This window comes from Herbaspirillum sp. C9C3, assembly GCF_013359625.1.
Lineage (GTDB): Bacteria > Pseudomonadota > Gammaproteobacteria > Burkholderiales > Burkholderiaceae_D > Herbaspirillum.
In genome coordinates this window covers 86,326-104,663 of the sequence record NZ_JABFMQ010000010.1, presented here as the reverse complement: position 1 = coordinate 104,663, position 18,338 = coordinate 86,326, and the positions used below count along the sequence as shown (strand labels likewise).

The window sequence follows — 18,338 nt, the reverse complement described above, 5'->3', positions numbered from 1 at the left end:
TCTTTCTTGATGCTGCTGCGAAATCAATGCCAGTCGGTCGCCGTCAGCGAGGACAGCAATTGCGCCACACGTGCGCGGCTGGGATGGTAACCGATGAAGACCAGCTCCGAAGTCCCGACCCGCTTGCCGCCACCGGCCTCGGCCACCACCGCACGCGCCCGCACGGCTTGCAGCAACTGGGTACGTCCGTGGCCGGCGACGATGAAGCCCTTGCTGCGCAGGATGGGCTGGTCCAGCGCCACGGCGACCACGGCGCGGCGCAGGGCTTCGGCATCCTGCGCATCGGTGCTGCGCAGCGTGAAGGATTGCCAGCCGGGGTCCTGCTCGTGGAAATGCTTGTGGGTGGACAAGCCGTGGCTGTGCGCCCCCAGGCCGGAATGCGCATGGCCGTTGAAGCGCCACTGCTCGGCCGCCACCGTGGCGCGCTCGCCCGGCATGGCCACCGGCGTGTAGTGATGATGCACGCTCGTACCGGCCTGGTGCAGCCGCAAGCCCAGCGCCAGACGGATATCCAGTCGCGCATCATAGGCCAGCTCCAGGAAGCGCACGTTGGGCGCCAGTGACCGTACCGTTTGCTCTGCTTGCAGCAAGGGCGCTTCGTCCATGCCGTCGATCTTGTTGAGCACCACCACGTCGGCGCACTCCAGTTGCCGGGCGAACAGCTGCGCCGTGGCATCGCGTACGGCATCGCCGCTGGCGAAGGCTTGTTCCAGCAGGAGCGGCGTGTCGACCACGGCCAGCGTGGCGTCCAGCACGAAGTGCGGTGCCAGTTCAGGGGATTGCAACACTTCCATCACCGCACTGGGCAAGGCCAGACCGGAAGTCTCGATGAGCACATGGTCGATCTGCGCGCGGCGCGCGGCCAGGGCCAGCATGGCGGGAACGAAATGTTCATCGTCGCCATAGGCGATGAGGCCATGGGCGAAATCCTGGATCTGCACCTGGCCCTGCGCATCGCCTTCGGCGCGCAACAGGTCGCCATCGATGGCGACCTCGCCGAACTCGTTGATGAGCAAGGCCAGTCGCCGCGACTGGCGACGCTGTACCAGGCCGCGCAGCAAGGTGGTCTTGCCCGCCCCCAGAAAGCCCGTGACCACCGTCACCGGGATCGGCGGCAAGGCAGGCGGCATGGACGACTGAAGACTGGCCATGCTCAGGCTCCGGCCAACGCTGCCAGTTGCGCCTGCAGGGTGGGCACATCGTGCGCCACCTGCGCATAGGCCAGTCCAGGTCGACGCACCGTCACCAGAGGGATGCCCAGGGCGCGCGCAGCCGCGACCTTGGCCCGGTAGCCCCCGGCCTCGCCGGAATCCTTGGTCACCACGCAGTCGATACCCCAGTCGCGCCACAGCGCTTCATTGAATGCCTGCGAGAACGGTCCCTGCATGGCGCACAGGTGGGCGCGCGGCAGGCCCAGTTCCAGTGCGCGCCGGAGGAAGTCCGGATCGGCCGTGACGCGGGCGAACCATTGCTTGCCCGCCGCGCCGGGTGCCCCCAGGAAGCTGCCCAGATCCTTGGAGCCGGTAGCCAGGAAAATGCGGCGGCCCAGGGCGATGGCGCGCCCGGCGGCTTCTGTCATGTCGGCGCAGACATAGGGGTCATCGGCAGCGATCTCGCTCGGACGTTCATAGCGCAGATACGGCAGGCCCAGCTCCTGCGCCAGCATCATCAACTGCTGCGACATCTGCACCGCAAAGGGATGGGTCGCATCCACCAGCACCCGCGCCTGGCTGTCGCGCAGCGCTTGTCGGCGCGCCTCCACACCCTGGCGGCCGGACCAGACCTGGGCACCCGGACAATCCTGGCTGGCCAGTTCGCCGCCATAGGCGGTCGCCGTGGAAATGACCACGCGCTCGCCCTGCCCGGCCAGTTCGCGCGCCAGCTGGTTGCCGTCACTGGTGCCCGCAAAGACCCACACCGCCCGGCGCGGCAGTTGTGCCGCCTCAGGCGCCTGCGCCTGTTCGCTCCAGTCGTTGTAGCCGCGCGGGGTAAAGATCCAGTCGCGCTTGCGCTGCGTAAAGCGGTTGCCGATGACGATCGAGGTCAGCATGTCGAACTGCAGGCCGGGCAATTCATCCAGGCGATGAATGGAGACCTGCTGCCCTGGGCGATAGGCATTGCGCACCACCCCGCACAGGGTATGCGGGGCCTTGTGTTCCAGCATCAGTTGCAGGATGCGGTAGACGCCCTCCTGCCGTCCCGCGCTCTGCACGTTGTAGAGCACGCAGGCCAGGTCCGCCTGGGCGATGTGACTGGCGCGCTGCTCGATCCATGACCACGGGCACAGCAGGTTGGACAGCGACAAGGTGGCGAAATCATGCGACAGCGGCGAACCCAGCAGCGAGGCGCAGGCATTGGCCGAGGTCACGCCGGGGATGATATTGACCTCGAAGCTATCGTCCTCGCGCATGTCGTCGAAGGCCAGGGCGGCCATGGCGTAAATGCCGATGTCGCCGCTGGAGATCAGGGCCACGCGCCGCCCCGCACGGGCCTGTTCGATGGCCAGCAAGGCGCGCTCGCGCTCCTGGGTCAGCGGCGGAGTATGAATCTCCTTGCCCTCGATATGCGCGGCGATCCAGCGCAGGTACAACGCGTAGGCGACGATGACCTCGCTCTCGCGCAAGGCTTCAATGGCGCGCGGGATGATCATCTCTTCGAAACCGGGGCCGACCGAGACCAGGTTCAATACGCCTTTTTTCTTGACTGCTTCCATCGGGTTTCCTGCAAATGATTTACGGATTTTCCATGAAACTGCGCCAGCCATCGCCATCATCGACGATGGCCACGGTCACGCCCTCCAGCGCGCTCTTGCCCAGCAACAGCCGTCCACGCGGACTGGCGATCAACGCCGCCGGCTCGCACACGCCCTCCACGCCCACGTTCTGGCGCACCCAGTCCGAGGGCTTGCCCACCCAGGCGCGCTGGGCGATTTGCTGGCGCGCGATCACGCGCAAGGGCAAGCCATGCGTAGCGCAAAAGGCCAGCAGGCCGGGTTCCCCGGCCTTGATATCGATGGTGGCCACTTCGCGCACCTGGGACAGTGCGGCACCGGGGCACTGTTCCAGTGCCTGCGCGACGGCACGGCCGATCTGCTCGGCCGAGGCCAGCTTGCGGCAGCCGATGCCCAGCACCAGCGGCTTGACGGCTTCGGTCGCGGTGGTCACCACCGGCTGCGCGCCCGTGATCTGGGCCACGCGATAGGCCAGGCTGTTGGCACCGCCTTCATGCCCTGCCAACAAGGGGATGGCAAAACGTCCCGCCTCATCCAGCACCACCAGGGCGGGATCCCGGTGCTTGTCCTGCGGCAGGCCGTCGAGGAAGCGCACGGCAATGCCGGTCGCACCAATCATGATCCACTGCCGGTGGCGGCGGTAGGCCAGGGCAAACTGCTGGCGCTGCGACAGGCCGCCCTCTGCATGAAGCCAGGGCCGGTAGAGTTCACCGCCCAGGCAGTCCTGCAAGTGCATGGCCAGTGCCACCGCCTCGGCGCGCACGGGCCACAGGCCCAGGTCTGCCGGGACGACGGGCGGATTCATGCGGCATCCTTGTTCTTCTTGACCACGCGGAAAAGGTGCGTGAAGTCCTTGGAGTACAGACTGGATTCGGCCACCTGCTCCTTGTTCAGCGCGGCACCGACCAGCATCATGGTGGTGAGATTCCACTCCCCGCGCTTGTTCTCTTCCAGCACCTTGTCGAGCCGGCCCTGATAGACGCGCTGCTCCGGCCAGGTGGCGCGATAGACCAGCGTGACGGGCGTCTCGGGGGGATAGTGCAGCAGCAGGTCGGTGACGATCTTCTTCAGGTGCGGCCCGGACAGGAAGATGCACATGGTCGCCCGGTGCGCGGCCAGCGAGGCAATCGATTCCGATTCGGGCACCGCCGAGGCACGGCCCGAGACACGGGTCAGAATCACGCTCTGCGACACTTCCGGCTTGGTCAGTTCAGCCGACACGGCGGCCGCCGCAGCGGTGAAGGACGACACGCCCGGCACCACTTCATAGGCGATGCCCAGGGCATCGAGCCGCCGCATCTGTTCCGCCGTCGCCCCGTAGATCGCCGGGTCGCCCGAATGCAGGCGCACCACGTCGATACCCTGTTGCTGCGCACGCACGTAGCAGGCCTGCTGCTGCTCCAGATCGAGTGCGGCGGTGTCGACAATCTCGGCCTCGGGGTGGCAATGTTCCAGCAAGGCGGTGGGCACCAGCGAACCGGCGTACAGCACCATACGCACCTGGCCCAGCAGGCGTGCACCGCGCAGGGTGATGAGGTCGGCGGCACCAGGACCGGCACCGACGAAATAGACTTTCATGGATTTCCTTTCGATGATGCTTGCGGCGCGCGGTGACGTTGCGCCTGCGTCGTCTTGCGGATCAGCAGCACGGCCAGGTAGCCGCTCGCCTCTGCCGCATCCAGCGTGGTGAGGTCGCTGACCAGCACTTCGCCATCCAGCCCGATGCGACGGGCAAAGCCGCAATGCTGCGCAATGTCCATCTCGCGCAGCAGCGCCAGTACCCAGGGCAGACGTGCGCCGACTTTCATCAGCACCACGATGTCGTGGCTTTCGATCTCGGCGCGCAGACTCGCTGGGTCCTCCGGGCAAGGCAGGATCAGCGTGCGCTCCTTGCCCACGCCCAGCGGCCATTCCAGCGCGGCGGCAGCAGCGGCGTAGCTGGTGATGCCGGGCAAGGTCACGCAGTCGCACTCGGGATAGAGATCGCGCACGGCGGCCAGCACGTAGCCATAAGTGGAATAGGTCAGTGCATCACCGATGGTGAGGTAGACCACCTCCAGGCCCTGCCGCAATTGTTCGGACAACTGCTGGCCGAGCTGCGCGTAATGTTCCTGCAGGACCTGACGATCCGGGTCCATGTTGAACTCGATCTCGCACAGACGGCTGCGGTCGAACTCCACGCCCTCCAGGCATTGCAGGGCCACCGACAGGTCGGCCCCGCGTGCGCGCGGAATGTAGATCAGGTCGGCACCGCGCAGCGCAGCGATGGCTGCCAGCGGCAGGTAGCCTGCGGGGCCGGGGCCGACACCGATGCCGGTCAGACGCCCGCTCATGCGCCTGCCCCCAGTTGCTCTCCATCGAGGTCGAACAGGCGCACTTCGATGCGTTGCACTGCCGGCACGCGCGCATGGGCAAGCACGGCGATGCGGGTTTCGATCTCGCGCCACAGGCGGCGCGACAGTCCGACGTCCTGCTGGCGGACCAGCGTGATGATTGCTTCCACCGTATTGGCTTCCTTCATTTGCTGCAGCAGGGTGGCGTCAAACAGCACGCCCTGCCCTGCCGTATTCATTTCTTCAGCCACGCGGGCCACGCCCTGCATGGCCATGTTGCTCTTGCTGGAATGCGTATCCCACACCCCATCCAATACCTTGGCCAGCTTGCCGGGATGCCCGGTCAGCCACAGCAGCGGCAGTGTCCTGCCCTCCTCGGCCAGCGCCTTCTGGGTGAAGTCCAGCGCATCGCCCAGGAAATTGGCGATCTGCACGCTGCGCTTGTCCGGCAGGCCCAGTGTCTGCGCCACGAAGACGCGGCCGATCTTGCCCGGCAGGTAGGCCACCGCATCCCCCGGCGCACAGGCGGCCAGGGCCACGCGGATGTAGACCTCGATGGAAGCGATCCAGGAGGCCATGGACATCGGCTCCACGATGCCGGAGGTGCCCAGGATGGAAATGCCGCCGACGATACCCAGCTTGGGATTGAAGGTCTTGGGTGCGATGGCGAGGCCCTCGCGGCAACCGATGGTCAGATCAAAACCACAGGCCGGTTCGCCCGACTGCAACTCCGCCAACACCTCTGCCACGGCGGCCCGCATCATGGCGCGCGGCACCGGGTTGATGGCGGGTTCACCGACGGCCACGCGCAAGCCCGGCATGGTGGCCGTGCCCACGCCCTGGCCCGCAAAGAAACGGATCTCCCCTGCCGCATTGCGCCGCACCTGTGCCACGATGGTGGCGCCGTGCGTATTGTCGGGATCGTCTCCGCCATCCTTGAGCACCTCGGCCTGGGCGGTATCGGCATCGATCAGCGTGACCGTCTTGATTGGTACGCTCAGATAATGCAGTCCATCCGGCAGGCTGACTTCGGCGTGCTGCACGCTCATGCCGCCCAGCAGGCGATAGAGTGCGGCGCGTACCGCTGCGGTCGCGCAACTGCCGGTGCTGCGGCCACGACGCAAGCCATTGGGGGCGAGTACGGCGAGGTCATACTCGGCCCGTTGCAGCTCGGGGGGCGCGTCCATTACTGCACACTTTCGCTCTGCGCTTCCCGGGCGACCAGCCAGGCGATGGCATCGATCATCAGGGCATTGACCACGCTGGCCGCCCAGGGCGAACCACCGCGCGTGCCGCTGTTGGTGATGCGCGGCACCTGCAGGCAGCGACGCAGTTCCTCCTTGCTCTCGCGCGTGCCGACGAAACCGACCGGCAAGCCGATCACCAGTTGCGGACGCCAGCCGTGCTCGCGGATCAGGCGTACCGCCTCGGTGATGGCGGTGGGTGCATCTCCGATGGCCAGCACCAGGTCATTGCCGAACTTCTGCCAGGCACGGCGAATCCCCGCCGCCGAGCGCGTCATGCCCAGGTTCCGGGCCATCAGGTGCGATTCTGGATCATGTACGCCGCACCATGTCTCTACGCCCAGCTGTTGCAGCACCGCGCGCTTGAGACCGGTTTGCACCATGGTCACATCAGTGACGACTCGCTTGGTGCGCAACAGCGCTTTCATCCCGGCCTGAACCGCACCAGCGGAAAAATAGATTTCATCGGCCACGGCGAAGTCGCCGCTGGTATGGACCAGGCGCTGCAAGACGGTCAGCTGCTCGGGCGGGAAGCCGCCCCAGTCGCGCCCGGCCTGGATGATTTCCATGCTCTCGGCTTCGATGGGATGCGCTACGTAAGGGGCGGTGCCACTGACGAGCGGGGCCTGCTGCTCGCGCGCAGAAAGATCGCGCACCTGCAAGTGATGTGCCCGCTGCGGCTCGCCGACCTGCTGCTCGAAACCGACGATCTGCACCCGGTACTTGCAGAGCGTGCAGTTCATGGCGGCGCGGCCTTCGGCGGCATCGCGGGCGCGTTCCAGCATGACATCGGCCACGTGCGCATGCACGCCCAGATAAGCGGCCTTGAGCACTTCCACACCCGGCTCGCGCAGCATCAGCTCGTCGGCGGCGGCATAGATGCGCTTGACCAGCACACCATCGAAGAGGAAGAACGGCAGCACCACCAGCCGCTGCCAGCCTTCACCGGCAGCCTGCGAGAGGCCATCCCGCACCAGCGGCGTGGCCGTGCCCGAGAAGCAGACTTTGACGCCGCCAAAGCCCATGCCCTCCTGCACCATGCGCGCCAGCTTGGCGATCTCGCCATTGGCATCGGGATCGGTGGTACCGCGCCCGACCAGCACCAGACAGGCATCCTGGCGATGGATGATTTCTTCAGAACCGGCCTCGGCTTCCACCACGCGCTGCTGTACCAGTTGCAGCAGCAGCGGATGCAGATCCATGGGCGCGCCGAAATGGAAATCGACCTGCGGATAATCCCGCGCCAGCGCCAGCAGTTCGGCTGGCATGTCGTTCTTGGCATGACGCGCCCCCAGCAGCACACCGGGTACCACGGCCACGTCGGTGGCGCCCTCGGCCACGCAGGCGGCGGCAGCCTCCGAGATGGTGGGCGCGGCAAATTCCAGATAGCCATGGCGCACGATGCGTCCCTCGGCGCGTTCACGCACCAGCGCTACCAGCGCCTCGAATTCGCGCAGGGCATCGGGATCGCGACTGCCGTGGCCGGCGATCACCACGGCTGACTTGCGCGGGCTATTCATGCCGTGGCTCCGCTGGCTGCTTGCGGCGGTGGTTCGATCTGGCTGGCCATGGGCGTGAGCGTGCGGATGAGCATGATGCTCATGTCGCTGAATTCCTGGTCGGCACAGTCGGCCAGCTTGCCATGCCATTCGGCGTCGCCCCGGGTGAGGTTTTCCCAGACTTCCGCGGGATGGTCCGGGCTGACCCCTTGTTGCAGCAAATAGGTAGCGATGTGACGCGGCATGAAGGAGCGCGCCGCATCCCACGGACAGGGGATGACGATGGCATTGCGTCCATCGTTCAAGACGTTCACCAGATGGCGCTTGAAGGGCTCCAGATCGCCGCGCCGGTGGAAGGTGATGAACGTTGTTTCATCAAAGCACACACGCGCCCTGGAGGCGAGGATCTGGGCCGAGGAAATGCCCGGCAGAGTTTCCACGCGATGGCCGCAGGCGCGCTCCACCCGTTCCAGATACTGGAAGCCGCTGAAGTGGATATCGCCCATGAAGACCACCACGCAGCGCTTGCCGGCGTGATGCAGGGCGGCGACTTCGTCGAGCCTGGCAACCTGATCGCGGTAACCCATCAGCACCACTTGCGCGCTGGCGGGGATGAGGTCCTTGACCACATCGACCACGGCATTGAAGCCGGCCACCACGTCGGCATTGCGGATCAGGTCCGCGCCGCGCAGGGTCAGGTAGGAATGGTCGCCGGGACCGGCGCCGATGCAGATGATCATGTTCTTTCCTTTCAGCGCGCGCCCAGTTGCGCGCGCACGGTCAACGCCAGGGCGTCGCCGGTCAGTTGTTCCAGGGTCAGGCAAGGCGCACCCAGCGCCTCGGCCAGTTGCGCCGCGCGGCCCAGGCGCAGGTAGCCGGATTCGGTATCGAGCACCAGCGCGGGCACGCCTTGCGCAGCCAGGGTCTGTGCGACTTGCAGGGTTTCGCTCCAGGGCTCGCCGCTGCTGCCGGGCAGGCTGACGTTGGCCTTGCCGTCGGACAGGATCACCAGCAGGGGCGGTGCTTCCTGCGTCTGTTGTTGCAGCATCTGCGCCGCCAGTTGCAGCGCATGCGGCAGCGGTGTGCGGCCCCCGGTGGGCAGTTCGCGCAGGCCCTGCTCGGCCAGGTCGGCGCTGCGGGTCGGGGCCAGCAGCAATTGCGCCTGCTCGCCACGGAAGGCGATCACGGCCAGCTGATCACGGCGCTGGTAGGCATCGGTCAGCAAGGCCAGGACCGCACCCTTGACTGCTTCCATGCGGCGCTGTGCGGCCATGGAACCGGAGGCATCCACGACGAAGACGATCAGGTTGGCGCCGCGTCCGCTGCGGACCTGACGATGCAGGTCGGCGCGGGTGATGCTCAGTGGCTCGCCTGTCTCACCGGCCAGGGCGCCCCGAACGGCAGCGCTGCGCAGGGTGGCACCGATGGCCAGCCGGTCCGGATTGGCGTCCGGTACGGCGCGCACGGCGCTGCCCCGGCTGGCATCGGCCACGGCACTGCGGCGGCCGCTGGCCACGTTGGCCGATGCCCGGGCCGTGGTGGCGACGCTGATCTTGCGGGCCGTTCCGGTGGCGGCGATAGCGAAGGTCTGTTGACCACCCTCGCCTTGCTGTTCTTGCGAAGCATCTTCAGACGGCGGCGGCTCGGCCGGTTCTTGATCCGGCGACTCGTCACCGCAACCTTGCTGTTGTGGCGGTTCAGGCTGGCGCGCCTGGTCGACCAGTTCATCGAGCTTGTCCTGATCCATGCCGCTCTGCTCGAAGGGCTTGCGACGGCGGCGATGCGGCAACACCAGCAAGGCGGCCTCACGCACATCGTCCGGGGTGACACGCTTGCGCGCCTGCAAGGCCGCGATGGCGCGCGCGGCCTTGTGCATGACGATGTCGGCGCGCAGGCTGGCCACCTCGAACTCGCAGCAGAGATGGCTGCTCAGTTCCAGCATGGGATCGTCCAGCACCACCTCGGCCAGCAGACCTTGCGCCTCGGCGACCTGGAGGCGCAAGGCGTCCTGCTGCGACTGCCAGCGTTCGGCAAAGGCGGCGGGATCGGATTCGAAGGCGATGCGCCGGCGTACCACCTCGGCGCGTACGGTCTTGTCGGTCGGTGCGCTCACTTCCACCATGAGACCAAAGCGGTCCAGCAGTTGCGGCCGCAAGTCGCCCTCTTCCAGATTCATGGTGCCGATCAGCGTGAAGCGCGCCGGGTGACTGATGGACAGCCCCTCGCGCTGCACCGAATTCACCCCCATGGCCGCCACGTCCAACAGCACGTCCACCAGGTGATCGGCCAGCAGATTGACTTCATCGATGTAGAGGATGCCGCGATGGGCCGCCGCCAGCAGGCCCGGCTGGAACACACGCTGGCCGCCTTGCAGGGCCTGTTGCAGATCGAGCGAACCGAGTACGCGGTCTTCGGTGGCCCCCAGTGGCAGGTTCACGAAGGGGACGGTGGCCGGAAAGTGTACTGGTGCTGTATTGCACACTGTACAGGCAGTAGCCGGCTGACCGGGCGCGCAGTGGAAGGCACAGCCCTCGGCCAGGGTGATGGCCGGCAACACCTGGGTCAGACCCCGTGCGGCGGTACTCTTGGCGCTGCCCTTGTCACCGCGCACCAGCACGCCACCGATGGACGGATCGACTGCGCACAGCAGCAGCGCCTGCTTCAGCAGCGGCTGGCCGACGATGGCGGCAAAGGGATAAGACGCGGGGCCGTTGACTGCTGCGCTCATTGCATGTCCTTGGTATGTTCGCTGCCGCGCACGGTCTCGCCGCGGGCTTCCAGCAGGGCTTCACTGTGCAGGTAGAGTGTGCGCAACTGTTCGAGTGTCTGTACCGCCGGTGTTTGCCACATGCCACGGCTGGCGGCTTCCAGCAAGCGCTCGGCGATGGCGTTCTGGGCCCAGGGATTGGCCTGTTCCAAAAACTCGCGCATGGCCGGATCGAAGCCGTAGCTCTCGGCCAGTTGCTGGTACATCCAGTCTTCCAGCACCTGCGCGGTGGCGTCGTAGCCGAACAGGTAATCGACGGTGGCCGTCAGTTCCAGTCCACCCTTGTAGCCGTGTCGACGGATGCTGGCCAGCCACTTGGGATTGACCACACGGGCACGGAAGACGCGCAGGGTCTCTTCCTTGAGGTCACGCACGGCAGCGCGCTGCGGGTCGTGACTGTCGCCGAAGTAATGGCGCGGCTGCTGGCCGGACAAGGCGCGAATGGTGGCGATCATGCCGCCGTGGTATTGCAGGTAGTCGTCGCTGTCGAAGAGGTCGTGCTCGCGGTTGTCCTGATTGTGCAAGGCGACCTGCACGCCGGAGAGGCGCTGGCGGAATGCCTCGCGCTGGTCGGTGCCCTGCACCTTGCGACCATAGGCGTAGCCGCCCCAGTTGATGTAGGCCTCGGCGAAGTCGGCCTGGTCCTGCCAGTTCCTTTCCTGAATCAGAGGCAGGATGCCGGCGCCGTAGCTGCCCGGCTTGGCGCCGAAGACGCGGTAGGACGCCTGGGCAGCGGCTTCGGCCTGACCCAGTCCGCTTTGCATGGCCTGCTGCAGGTCGCGCAGGTAATGCTTGCGCACGAAGTTCATGTCTTCCGGTTCATCGGCGGCAATGGCCAGCTGCACGGCATCGTCGATCAGTTCGATCAGTTGCGGGAAAGCATCGCGGAAGAAGCCGCTGATGCGCGTGGTGACGTCGATGCGCGGGCGCTGCAATTGCTCCAGCGGGACCAGCTCGACACCGGCGACATGCCGGTTGCCCTCGCGCCAGACCGGGCGCGCGCCCATCAGCGAGAGGATCTGCGCCACGTCATCACCGTGGGTGCGCATGGCGCTGGTGCCCCAGATGCTGATGGCCACGCTCTCGGGATAGTCGCCGCTTTCGCGGTGGTGACGCTGAAGCACTTCGCGCGCCAGTTGCTGGCCCACGCGCCAGGCCGATTGCGAGGGCACGCTGCGGGGATCGACCGAATAGAAATTGCGGCCGGTGGGCAGGATGTGCGCCATGCCGCGCGTAGGCGATCCACTGGGACCAGCCGGGATGTAGCCACCGCGCAGGCCATTGAGCAGGTTGCCGATTTCTTCGTGGGTGCGTTGCAGACGCGGCGCCAGTTGTTCGCAGGTGAAGGCGAGGATGCGGCCCAGGGCGCGGGTATCGGTCGGCTTGATCGTCGCTACCGGTGCGGCACGTTTTTGCGGAGCAAGCGGTCGCGCCATGGCGCGCATGCCGCCCAGCACGCTGCCTGCACTCTTTTGCAGGGTGGGTTGCAGGCGCGGTTTTTCTTCGACGGGCGCGGTGAACAAGGGCGCCAGCAGCGACTGGATCACGCCATCGATGGCCTGCACGGCAAAGTCTTGCTGCTGCAGCGACTGCATCAGCGACAGGCACAGTGCGTCGATGGCTTCGAGCGCATCGGCACGGGTGACGATGGCGCGACCGGCAGTGCGCGCGAGGGCGTCATCGATGTTGAGGCGCCGTCCCTTGTGCTCCAGCAGCATGTCCAGCGACAGGCCGAAGAGGCGCGCCACCTCTTCCTGCAGGCCCGGCAAGTCCTGATTGGGCAGGCGCGTGAGCGCCACCAGCATGTCGGGCAGCTGCGCTGCATCGGGCATGCGGCCGAGGATGTGCAGGCCGTCGCGGATCTGGGCCGCGCCCAGTTCGCACAGGTAGCCATCGAGATCCTCGATCAGGTGCGCCACACCGGCACCGTCCAGTTCGGTGAGGGCATGGGGCAAGGTGCCGTCTTCGTGGGCGTGGTCGTGCGGGTGATGGTGGTCATCATGGTGGTGATGTCCATGATGATGGTGATCATGATCGTGATGAAGCAGCTTGTATTGCAGGTCCGACTCCAGATTGGTCTGTCGCACCAGCTCCCAGATCTGCTGCTGCAACAACGGCAGCTTGGCAGGATCGAGCACCTCGACCTGGTAATACTCGTCCACCAGCTGCGTCAGCTGGGCCAGCGCGCCGTAGCTGTCGGCGGTGGTCATCGGTGGGGTCAGGTGATCCACCACCACGGCGTGGGCGCGGCGCTTGGCCTGCGAGCCTTCGCCGGGATCGTTGATGATGAAGGGATAGAACAGCGGCACGTCACCCAGCAGGGCATCCGGGAAACATTCTTCAGACAATCCCACGCCCTTGCCCGGCAGCCACTCCAGCGTGCCGTGCTTGCCGACGTGGACGATGGCATCGGCGCCCCATTCTTCATCCAGCCAGCGGTACAGGGCGTAGTAGTGATGCGTGGGCGGCAGATCGGGCTGGTGGTAGATGGCGTCCGGGTCCATGCCGTAGCCGCGCGGCGGTTGCAGGGCCACGAAGGCGTTGCCCAGGTCCAGGCCGGCAATGACCAGGTGCTGATCGTGAACATAAGCCTGACCAGGTGCGGCGCCCCACTGGCGCTGCATGCGCGTCTGCAAGGCCGCGGGCAAGGCGGCGAACCACTGCGCGTAACGCGCGGCCGGAATGCGCGCGGCGGCGCGGCGCAACTGGTCTTCGGTGAGGAGGATATCGTCGTAGGAGCAACGGTCCACCAGTTCGTGGATCAGGGCCGTGCCGGTCGCGGGCAGTTCGCCGATGGCATAGCCGTCAGCAGCCAGTGCGCGCAGCACGGCCATGAGCGACTCGGGCGCATCCAGCCCGACGGCATTGCCGATCTGCGCGGCCTTGCTGCTGGAATTGGTGAAGATGAAGGCGATGCGCTTTTGCGCATTGGGCGTGCAGCGCAGCCGCACCAGCCGCTGCGCCAGACCGGCGAGGCGGCGCACGCGGTCCGGCAGGGCCTGATACTGCACCACGCCACTGTCCGTGGTGTGCTTGAAGGACAGCGGTACGCCGATGATGCGGCCATCGAATTCCGGCAAGACCACATTCATGGCGGCATCCAGCGGGTTCATGCCGCGCGTGGAATGCTGCCACTGGTCTTGCGTCATGCCGCTGGTGATGGCTTGCAGCACCGGGCGGTCCAGCTGTTCCAGCACCGACACCGACCAGCCGGCTGGTGTGACCCCGCCTGCCGTGATCTCGCCCATGGCGAAGCTGGTGGTATTGATGATCAGGTCGACCCGGCCCCGGGCGAAATACGCCAGCGCGGGCGGCAGGTCCGCGCCACGATGAGCAGACACCCGCAGCGAGGAAGTGAAGACCGGCAGCACATCCATGCCGCGCGCCTCCAGCGCCGCGACCAGTGCATCGATGAAGGCGGTATTGCCAGAGAGCCAGTGCGCGCGGTAGAAGATGATGCCCACGGCGGGCTTGCCTGCGGGTGCGCTGGCGCGCAGGGCCAGCCAGTCATCGAGGCTGGCATCCTGTTCCAGATCGGGATGGTAGAGGCCGTGTTCCGGCAAGGCTTGCGCAGGCTCATAGCCATAGCCGCTCAAGAGCAGGCGATCCGACAGATAGCGCAACAGTTGCGCCAGATTGACGCTGCCGCCACCGTTGAAGTAGGCCAGTGCCTGCTGCTGCACGTCCGCTGCGACGGTGGAGGCTGCCGCCAGTTCGGCATCGGGTTCGCCGGTGCCGGAGAGCAGGATCAGGTGACGCCCTTGCGCACGCGCGACCCGCAACAATTCACCCACGCCGCTCACCGCACCCAGCCTGCCCAGCACCCGCAGCACGATCACCTGCGCGCTGGCCAGCTCCGAACGCAGCAGCGTGGCCAGCGTGCGCAGGGGCTGGCCTTGCTCGTCGGTACGGGATTGCAGGGCCTGCAGATCATGCCCCGCCAGTGGCGCAAAGTCGGACGGCAACTGGCTGCGCGCCGCCGCCAGCAGGGCCAGGTCGGTCGGCGCGTGGGTCAGCAGGACGATGCGGGGCAAGGGTTCAGACATCGCCGAACTCCGGTTGCGGCAGCACGTCGCCGCTGCCCAGGCGATGGAAGATGAGCTCGCTCACCTCGCGTCCGCCTTCCAGGTGCTCCACTACGACGCGCTCGATGGCGCTGGCATCCTCGCAGCGGTACCAGACCCCCTCGGGATAGACCACCAGCACCGGCGCCTGCGCCTTGCAGGCCACCATGCAGTGGGTTCGGGTGCGCTTGACGCGCAGCGCGGGGCGGGCGTCGATCTGCTCGCCCAACACGCCGAACATGGCTTCGGCCAGCACGCCATTGTCGGTACAACGCGGACCCACGCACATGAGCACGTGACGATGATGAGTTCTCATGGCTTGCTTGCTTTCTTTCCCCGACGGATCGGACCCATCAGCCGAAGCGGCGATAGAAGAAACCGCTCAGGCCGCCCAGCGCCAGCCAGAACACGGCATTGGCCGCCGCAGTGGCGCCGATGAAGGCTTGCGCCAGTTCTTCCGGCGCCACGCTGCCGTGCACTTCCGGTTGCGGCGCCCCGATGAAGTGCGGTGCCACCAGCAGCAACACGCCGATCAGCTTGCCCGGCCAGCCCCGGGTGAAGACGAACAGACCCAGGCTGGCGGCCGTCATGGCGGCGGTCATCACCCACCAGAGCTGACGCGCCTGCAGGGGCGCGGCCAGCGTGCCAGGCACTTCCGGCGGCAAGCCCAGCGAAGGCGCCACGAAGAACACGCCATAACCGGCCAGACCCCACAGCAGACCGCTGCGCCAGCTGATCTGGCGTCCGCTCAGGGCAAAGGCCGCCACCAGCATCAGCGCAAAACCGACCGCCATGCTGACGTTGGCCAGCACGGTGTAGGCGGTGCGTTCGGCACCGTCGGCGGGCTCCCAGGCTTGGGCGTCGTGATGGTGGCTGTGCTCATCGACACCGGCATGGGCATGGTCGTGCGCACCCGCCTGGGTAGCGGGTTCGCCGCCAGGGTCATGGGCTGCGGAGGCCGTCGCTTCGCCGGCCTTTTCATATTGCTCGGCCTTGAGGATGAGCTTTTCCACCTGGAATTGCTGCACCCCCGACAGCAGCAAGCCCGACAAGGCCCCTGCCACCACCACCGCCGACGCCATGCGGCGAAACACCGTCCAGTTCATGATCCGCTCCTCAGTGGCAGGGGAAACCGGCCGAGTGACGGCCATCGTGGGCAGCATTGTGCAGCTCGACGCGGGAGGCGAAGCCGGCGCCGTAGATCAGCGCCACGCCCAGCGCGAAGGCCAGCAGCGACGGCGCGATGCGGTCACGCCAGACCTGGCTGCCGGTGCGGCTGGAAGTGGAAGAGTCGGCGGTGCTGCGGGCATTGAGACCGGAGGGAGTGGACATGCGCTTTCCTTGGGCAGGTGGATGAAACGAAGGAAGCCACACGGCGAGCGCCCATGCCACATCCCGCCGTGCACCGACGGCGCCGCTCAATGCCAGCGGGACATGTTGGAAGCTTTCCGCATGATCGCCCTCCGCGATACATTCAAGAAGTTGCCACTGGCCGGTCTCCGGGCTGGCGAGCTGAAGCCTGGGGCTTCCGGACAGGCGCCTTCCCATGCGCGGGGCACAGTGGCGTAGTGCGTGTCCTTGCTCGCTTACCGTTGCGGGGGCAGCGCCGGCTTTGGCACGATGCTGAGGCATCGGCCGCACCGGCTTCCCGTTTCAATCCCGGGCGCGGCTGCACACGGGATACCAGAAGCAATGCTAAGGGGCGAAGTATAAAGGCGGGGACCGGCTTGGGCAACCGGCATTGTCAGCCTGATCGGCCAGCCGGTCGGCTGCTGGCGAACTCAGCGGGGCGCCGGCGGGATCGCGTCCGACTGCTTGTAGTACAGCCGCATGTCCGCCCCCATGCCGCGCGGGATGCGGGCCACATAGGCCGAGCGCTGGCCCGTCCGGTCGCCCTGCCCGTGCACTTCCATCAGGCACAGGTAGCGCTCGCCCAGATAGCCCAGTACGGCAAAGGAGGCCCGGTGCGGACGCTCCAGCCGTAGCGGTGCGTCCGCTGTCAGGCCGACGGCGCGGTCCAGGTAGCCACGGTGCGCGTTGACGAAGAGGTAATCGCGCACGGACGCCTTGCCGCTGGCATAGCCGATGCGCAGCATGCGGTTGTCGGCATCCGGCAGATAAAGGCTGTAGGGTGAGGCCGCGCCGCCCTCCATGACTTCCACCCGCCCGGCCACCGGATCGATGCTGACCGGGCCCACCGTCATGCGGTCGACCACCAGGCAGCGATCCAGTACCTGCGCCGGCGGCGTCGGCGCCCCGGGCAGCGCCACCAGACAAACCAACAGCAAGACCACGGGCAGGCAGCGCAATGCGCTCGCCGTTGAACTGCATGCAGCAGGAAGTAAGCGGTTCAAGGGCAGCTCCTTCGGGGAACAGGAATCGGGGTGGGCGCGGCAGAGGCCACACCCACTCCGAATAGTTGCAGAAGGGAAACCCGATGGATATCAGAAAACTCTCAATGACCGTCAGTAAGTGACGCGGCGGGCCGGGGCGTCCCGGCCTGCCCACCGTGGTGTCAATACTGGACGGCGGCCGGCCCGGCCAGCAGATCCAGCGAGATGAAATGCCATTGGGCCGATTCGGCGTCATACACCGCGACCTGGTTGATCTGGCGGCCTGGCGGGGCGGTACCGGGCAACCGGTCGATGGCGCGGGCGGCATGGCGGTGGCGCTCCAGCGGACTCATTGCCAGCAGGCTGGCCTGCGTCTCGCTGCGGGCGAACAGTCCGGCGCATTCCCACAGCCGGGCGTAGCACTCCAGATCGGGCAGCGCGATGTCCAGCGTGATGGAGTCGATCAGCGGCGAGGCCTTGGCCAGGCTGGCCGAGGACAAGCGTACCGGCTCGCCCTGCGCGCGCACCGCCAGGCGACCGTCGCGCGCGCCCCAGGCCACGTGCAGACAATAGGGCAGATAGCCGTGGTGGCGCGCCACCAGTTCGTCCGGGGAGAAGGACGAGGCCGGCAAGACCTGGTAGGCCGTCGGCGGCATGCCCCGCCAGAGCGCGTCCAGGCTGGCCTCGAAGGGCGACAGATAAACCACCATCGCCTGGCTGCCGGCGGCCTCGCCGGCGATGACGGGTTCGCACAGTACCTGGCCGGGGCCACTGCCGGCACTGGGCTGACGTACCAGCACGTAGAGCGGAAGAGCCGACAGCAGCGTGTGTCGACGACCGGCAGGAAAGCCCATTGACAGCGGGGAATATGGAAACACGGCGCTACTCCTCAGAGAAAACACGACCGTGGCGGCAGCCTTGCTCAATTCATCTTCTGTCGCCGGAAAAAAGAGATGCTTTCACGAATGCTTGTCGGCTTGAATGAGAAAAGTCTCAATCCGCGCAAAAGAATGAAGAAACCCCCGCAGGACGGGGGTTTCCGGGGCAGATGAAGAAAAAGGAAGAGGATGCCTCGCTACGTCCTTGCACAGGGTCGGCAGCGCCGGCAGCGCTATGGCGTCATGAAGGAAAAGGCAAAAAAGCGAGACAATCAGGCCGCAGCAGATGCTGCGACCGGATCGGTGCGAAAGTGCAAAATCAGCCCTGCATGCGCAGCGGCGGGTCAGAAGGCCGGGGGCTCAGCGGCGGCTCTTGCACCGGGACCGGCTCATCATCGGGCAGGGGCGGCGGCGGGATGTTGGGTTCGTTGACGGGAGGGGTCTCTTGGGGGGTATGCAGATTCAGGTTCAAACAGATCTCCTCGGAGC

Annotated in this window: 16 protein-coding genes and 1 riboswitch; all 16 genes read right to left on the bottom strand. The window is 66.5% G+C overall.

What is annotated here, in order from left to right; translation table 11 throughout:
* Positions 1-23 precede the first annotated feature (23 nt).
* The 16 genes from HNO82_RS11985 to HNO82_RS11910 all read right to left on the bottom strand — a co-directional run bounded on the left by HNO82_RS11985 (position 24) and on the right by HNO82_RS11910 (position 18,321).
* Positions 24-1,151 carry a CobW family GTP-binding protein gene (locus tag HNO82_RS11985; protein ID WP_175343875.1) on the bottom strand — a complete coding sequence of 376 codons (1,128 nt, stop codon included), beginning with the start codon at positions 1,149-1,151 and terminating at the stop codon, positions 24-26.
* A gap of 2 nt (positions 1,152-1,153) precedes the next feature.
* Entirely contained in the window at positions 1,154-2,713 is a 1,560-nt protein-coding gene (cobJ, locus tag HNO82_RS11980) for a precorrin-3B C(17)-methyltransferase (RefSeq protein WP_175343874.1), read from the bottom strand.
* Between the two features lie 19 nt (positions 2,714-2,732).
* A complete protein-coding gene (locus HNO82_RS11975) occupies positions 2,733-3,536 on the bottom strand; it encodes a cobalamin biosynthesis protein (protein ID WP_175343873.1) in 804 nt (267 codons plus the stop codon).
* Positions 3,533-4,309: a precorrin-4 C(11)-methyltransferase gene (gene cobM / locus HNO82_RS11970; RefSeq protein ID WP_008329515.1), complete on the bottom strand. Its 777-nt coding sequence runs from the start codon at positions 4,307-4,309 to the stop codon at positions 3,533-3,535. Before cobM ends, HNO82_RS11975 begins: the two co-directional genes overlap by 4 nt.
* Positions 4,306-5,064 (bottom strand): precorrin-2 C(20)-methyltransferase, encoded by a 759-nt coding sequence (gene cobI / locus HNO82_RS11965; RefSeq protein ID WP_175343872.1) that lies wholly within the window; start codon positions 5,062-5,064, stop codon positions 4,306-4,308. The genes cobM and cobI overlap by 4 nt, the downstream gene beginning before the upstream one ends.
* The gene (gene cbiD / locus HNO82_RS11960; RefSeq protein WP_175343871.1) at positions 5,061-6,251 is read right to left on the bottom strand and encodes a cobalt-precorrin-5B (C(1))-methyltransferase CbiD; all 1,191 of its coding nucleotides are present in this window, start codon (positions 6,249-6,251) and stop codon (positions 5,061-5,063) included. The genes cobI and cbiD overlap by 4 nt, the downstream gene beginning before the upstream one ends.
* Positions 6,251-7,828, bottom strand: coding sequence for a precorrin-8X methylmutase (locus tag HNO82_RS11955; protein ID WP_175343870.1), 1,578 nt, complete (start codon positions 7,826-7,828; stop codon positions 6,251-6,253). Before HNO82_RS11955 ends, cbiD begins: the two co-directional genes overlap by 1 nt.
* Positions 7,825-8,547, bottom strand: a complete 723-nt coding sequence (locus tag HNO82_RS11950; protein WP_008329521.1) for a cobalt-precorrin-7 (C(5))-methyltransferase — start codon at positions 8,545-8,547, stop codon at positions 7,825-7,827. The genes HNO82_RS11955 and HNO82_RS11950 overlap by 4 nt, the downstream gene beginning before the upstream one ends.
* Before the next feature lie 11 nt (positions 8,548-8,558).
* Positions 8,559-10,535 (bottom strand): putative cobaltochelatase, encoded by a 1,977-nt coding sequence (locus HNO82_RS11945; protein WP_175343869.1) that lies wholly within the window; start codon positions 10,533-10,535, stop codon positions 8,559-8,561.
* Positions 10,532-14,620 (bottom strand): cobaltochelatase subunit CobN, encoded by a 4,089-nt coding sequence (locus tag HNO82_RS11940; RefSeq protein ID WP_175343868.1) that lies wholly within the window; start codon positions 14,618-14,620, stop codon positions 10,532-10,534. Before HNO82_RS11940 ends, HNO82_RS11945 begins: the two co-directional genes overlap by 4 nt.
* Positions 14,613-14,954: a (2Fe-2S) ferredoxin domain-containing protein gene (locus tag HNO82_RS11935; protein WP_175343867.1), complete on the bottom strand. Its 342-nt coding sequence runs from the start codon at positions 14,952-14,954 to the stop codon at positions 14,613-14,615. The genes HNO82_RS11940 and HNO82_RS11935 overlap by 8 nt, the downstream gene beginning before the upstream one ends.
* 37 nt (positions 14,955-14,991) lie before the next feature.
* Entirely contained in the window at positions 14,992-15,744 is a 753-nt protein-coding gene (locus HNO82_RS11930; RefSeq protein ID WP_175343866.1) for a CbtA family protein, read from the bottom strand.
* Between the two features lie 10 nt (positions 15,745-15,754).
* Positions 15,755-15,970 carry a CbtB domain-containing protein gene (locus HNO82_RS11925; protein ID WP_175343865.1) on the bottom strand — a complete coding sequence of 72 codons (216 nt, stop codon included), beginning with the start codon at positions 15,968-15,970 and terminating at the stop codon, positions 15,755-15,757.
* 141 nt (positions 15,971-16,111) lie between these two features.
* Positions 16,112-16,341, bottom strand: a riboswitch (cobalamin riboswitch).
* Positions 16,342-16,419: 78 nt separating this feature from the next.
* Positions 16,420-16,947, bottom strand: a complete 528-nt coding sequence (locus tag HNO82_RS11920; RefSeq protein ID WP_175343864.1) for a hypothetical protein — start codon at positions 16,945-16,947, stop codon at positions 16,420-16,422.
* A gap of 206 nt (positions 16,948-17,153) precedes the next feature.
* Positions 17,154-17,849: a hypothetical protein gene (locus tag HNO82_RS11915; RefSeq protein ID WP_008329537.1), complete on the bottom strand. Its 696-nt coding sequence runs from the start codon at positions 17,847-17,849 to the stop codon at positions 17,154-17,156.
* A 319-nt stretch (positions 17,850-18,168) separates the two neighbouring features.
* Positions 18,169-18,321, bottom strand: coding sequence for a hypothetical protein (locus HNO82_RS11910; protein ID WP_175343863.1), 153 nt, complete (start codon positions 18,319-18,321; stop codon positions 18,169-18,171).
* Between the last annotated feature and the right edge of the window lie 17 nt (positions 18,322-18,338).

What these genes read in the sequence shown, in the direction of transcription:
- HNO82_RS11945 (WP_175343869.1), bottom strand. Translation starts at nt 10,535, where the DNA reads ATGAGCGCAGCAGTCAACGGCCCCGCGTCTTATCCCTTTGCCGCCATC.
- HNO82_RS11925 (WP_175343865.1), bottom strand. Translation starts at nt 15,970, where the DNA reads ATGTCCACTCCCTCCGGTCTCAATGCCCGCAGCACCGCCGACTCTTCC.
- HNO82_RS11955 (WP_175343870.1), bottom strand. Translation starts at nt 7,828, where the DNA reads ATGAATAGCCCGCGCAAGTCAGCCGTGGTGATCGCCGGCCACGGCAGT.
- cobJ (WP_175343874.1), bottom strand. Translation starts at nt 2,713, where the DNA reads ATGGAAGCAGTCAAGAAAAAAGGCGTATTGAACCTGGTCTCGGTCGGC.
- cobM (WP_008329515.1), bottom strand. Translation starts at nt 4,309, where the DNA reads ATGAAAGTCTATTTCGTCGGTGCCGGTCCTGGTGCCGCCGACCTCATC.
- cbiD (WP_175343871.1), bottom strand. Translation starts at nt 6,251, where the DNA reads ATGGACGCGCCCCCCGAGCTGCAACGGGCCGAGTATGACCTCGCCGTA.
- HNO82_RS11975 (WP_175343873.1), bottom strand. Translation starts at nt 3,536, where the DNA reads ATGAATCCGCCCGTCGTCCCGGCAGACCTGGGCCTGTGGCCCGTGCGC.
- HNO82_RS11940 (WP_175343868.1), bottom strand. Translation starts at nt 14,620, where the DNA reads ATGTCTGAACCCTTGCCCCGCATCGTCCTGCTGACCCACGCGCCGACC.
- HNO82_RS11935 (WP_175343867.1), bottom strand. Translation starts at nt 14,954, where the DNA reads ATGAGAACTCATCATCGTCACGTGCTCATGTGCGTGGGTCCGCGTTGT.
- HNO82_RS11985 (WP_175343875.1), bottom strand. Translation starts at nt 1,151, where the DNA reads ATGGCCAGTCTTCAGTCGTCCATGCCGCCTGCCTTGCCGCCGATCCCG.
- HNO82_RS11950 (WP_008329521.1), bottom strand. Translation starts at nt 8,547, where the DNA reads ATGATCATCTGCATCGGCGCCGGTCCCGGCGACCATTCCTACCTGACC.
- cobI (WP_175343872.1), bottom strand. Translation starts at nt 5,064, where the DNA reads ATGAGCGGGCGTCTGACCGGCATCGGTGTCGGCCCCGGCCCCGCAGGC.
- HNO82_RS11930 (WP_175343866.1), bottom strand. Translation starts at nt 15,744, where the DNA reads ATGAACTGGACGGTGTTTCGCCGCATGGCGTCGGCGGTGGTGGTGGCA.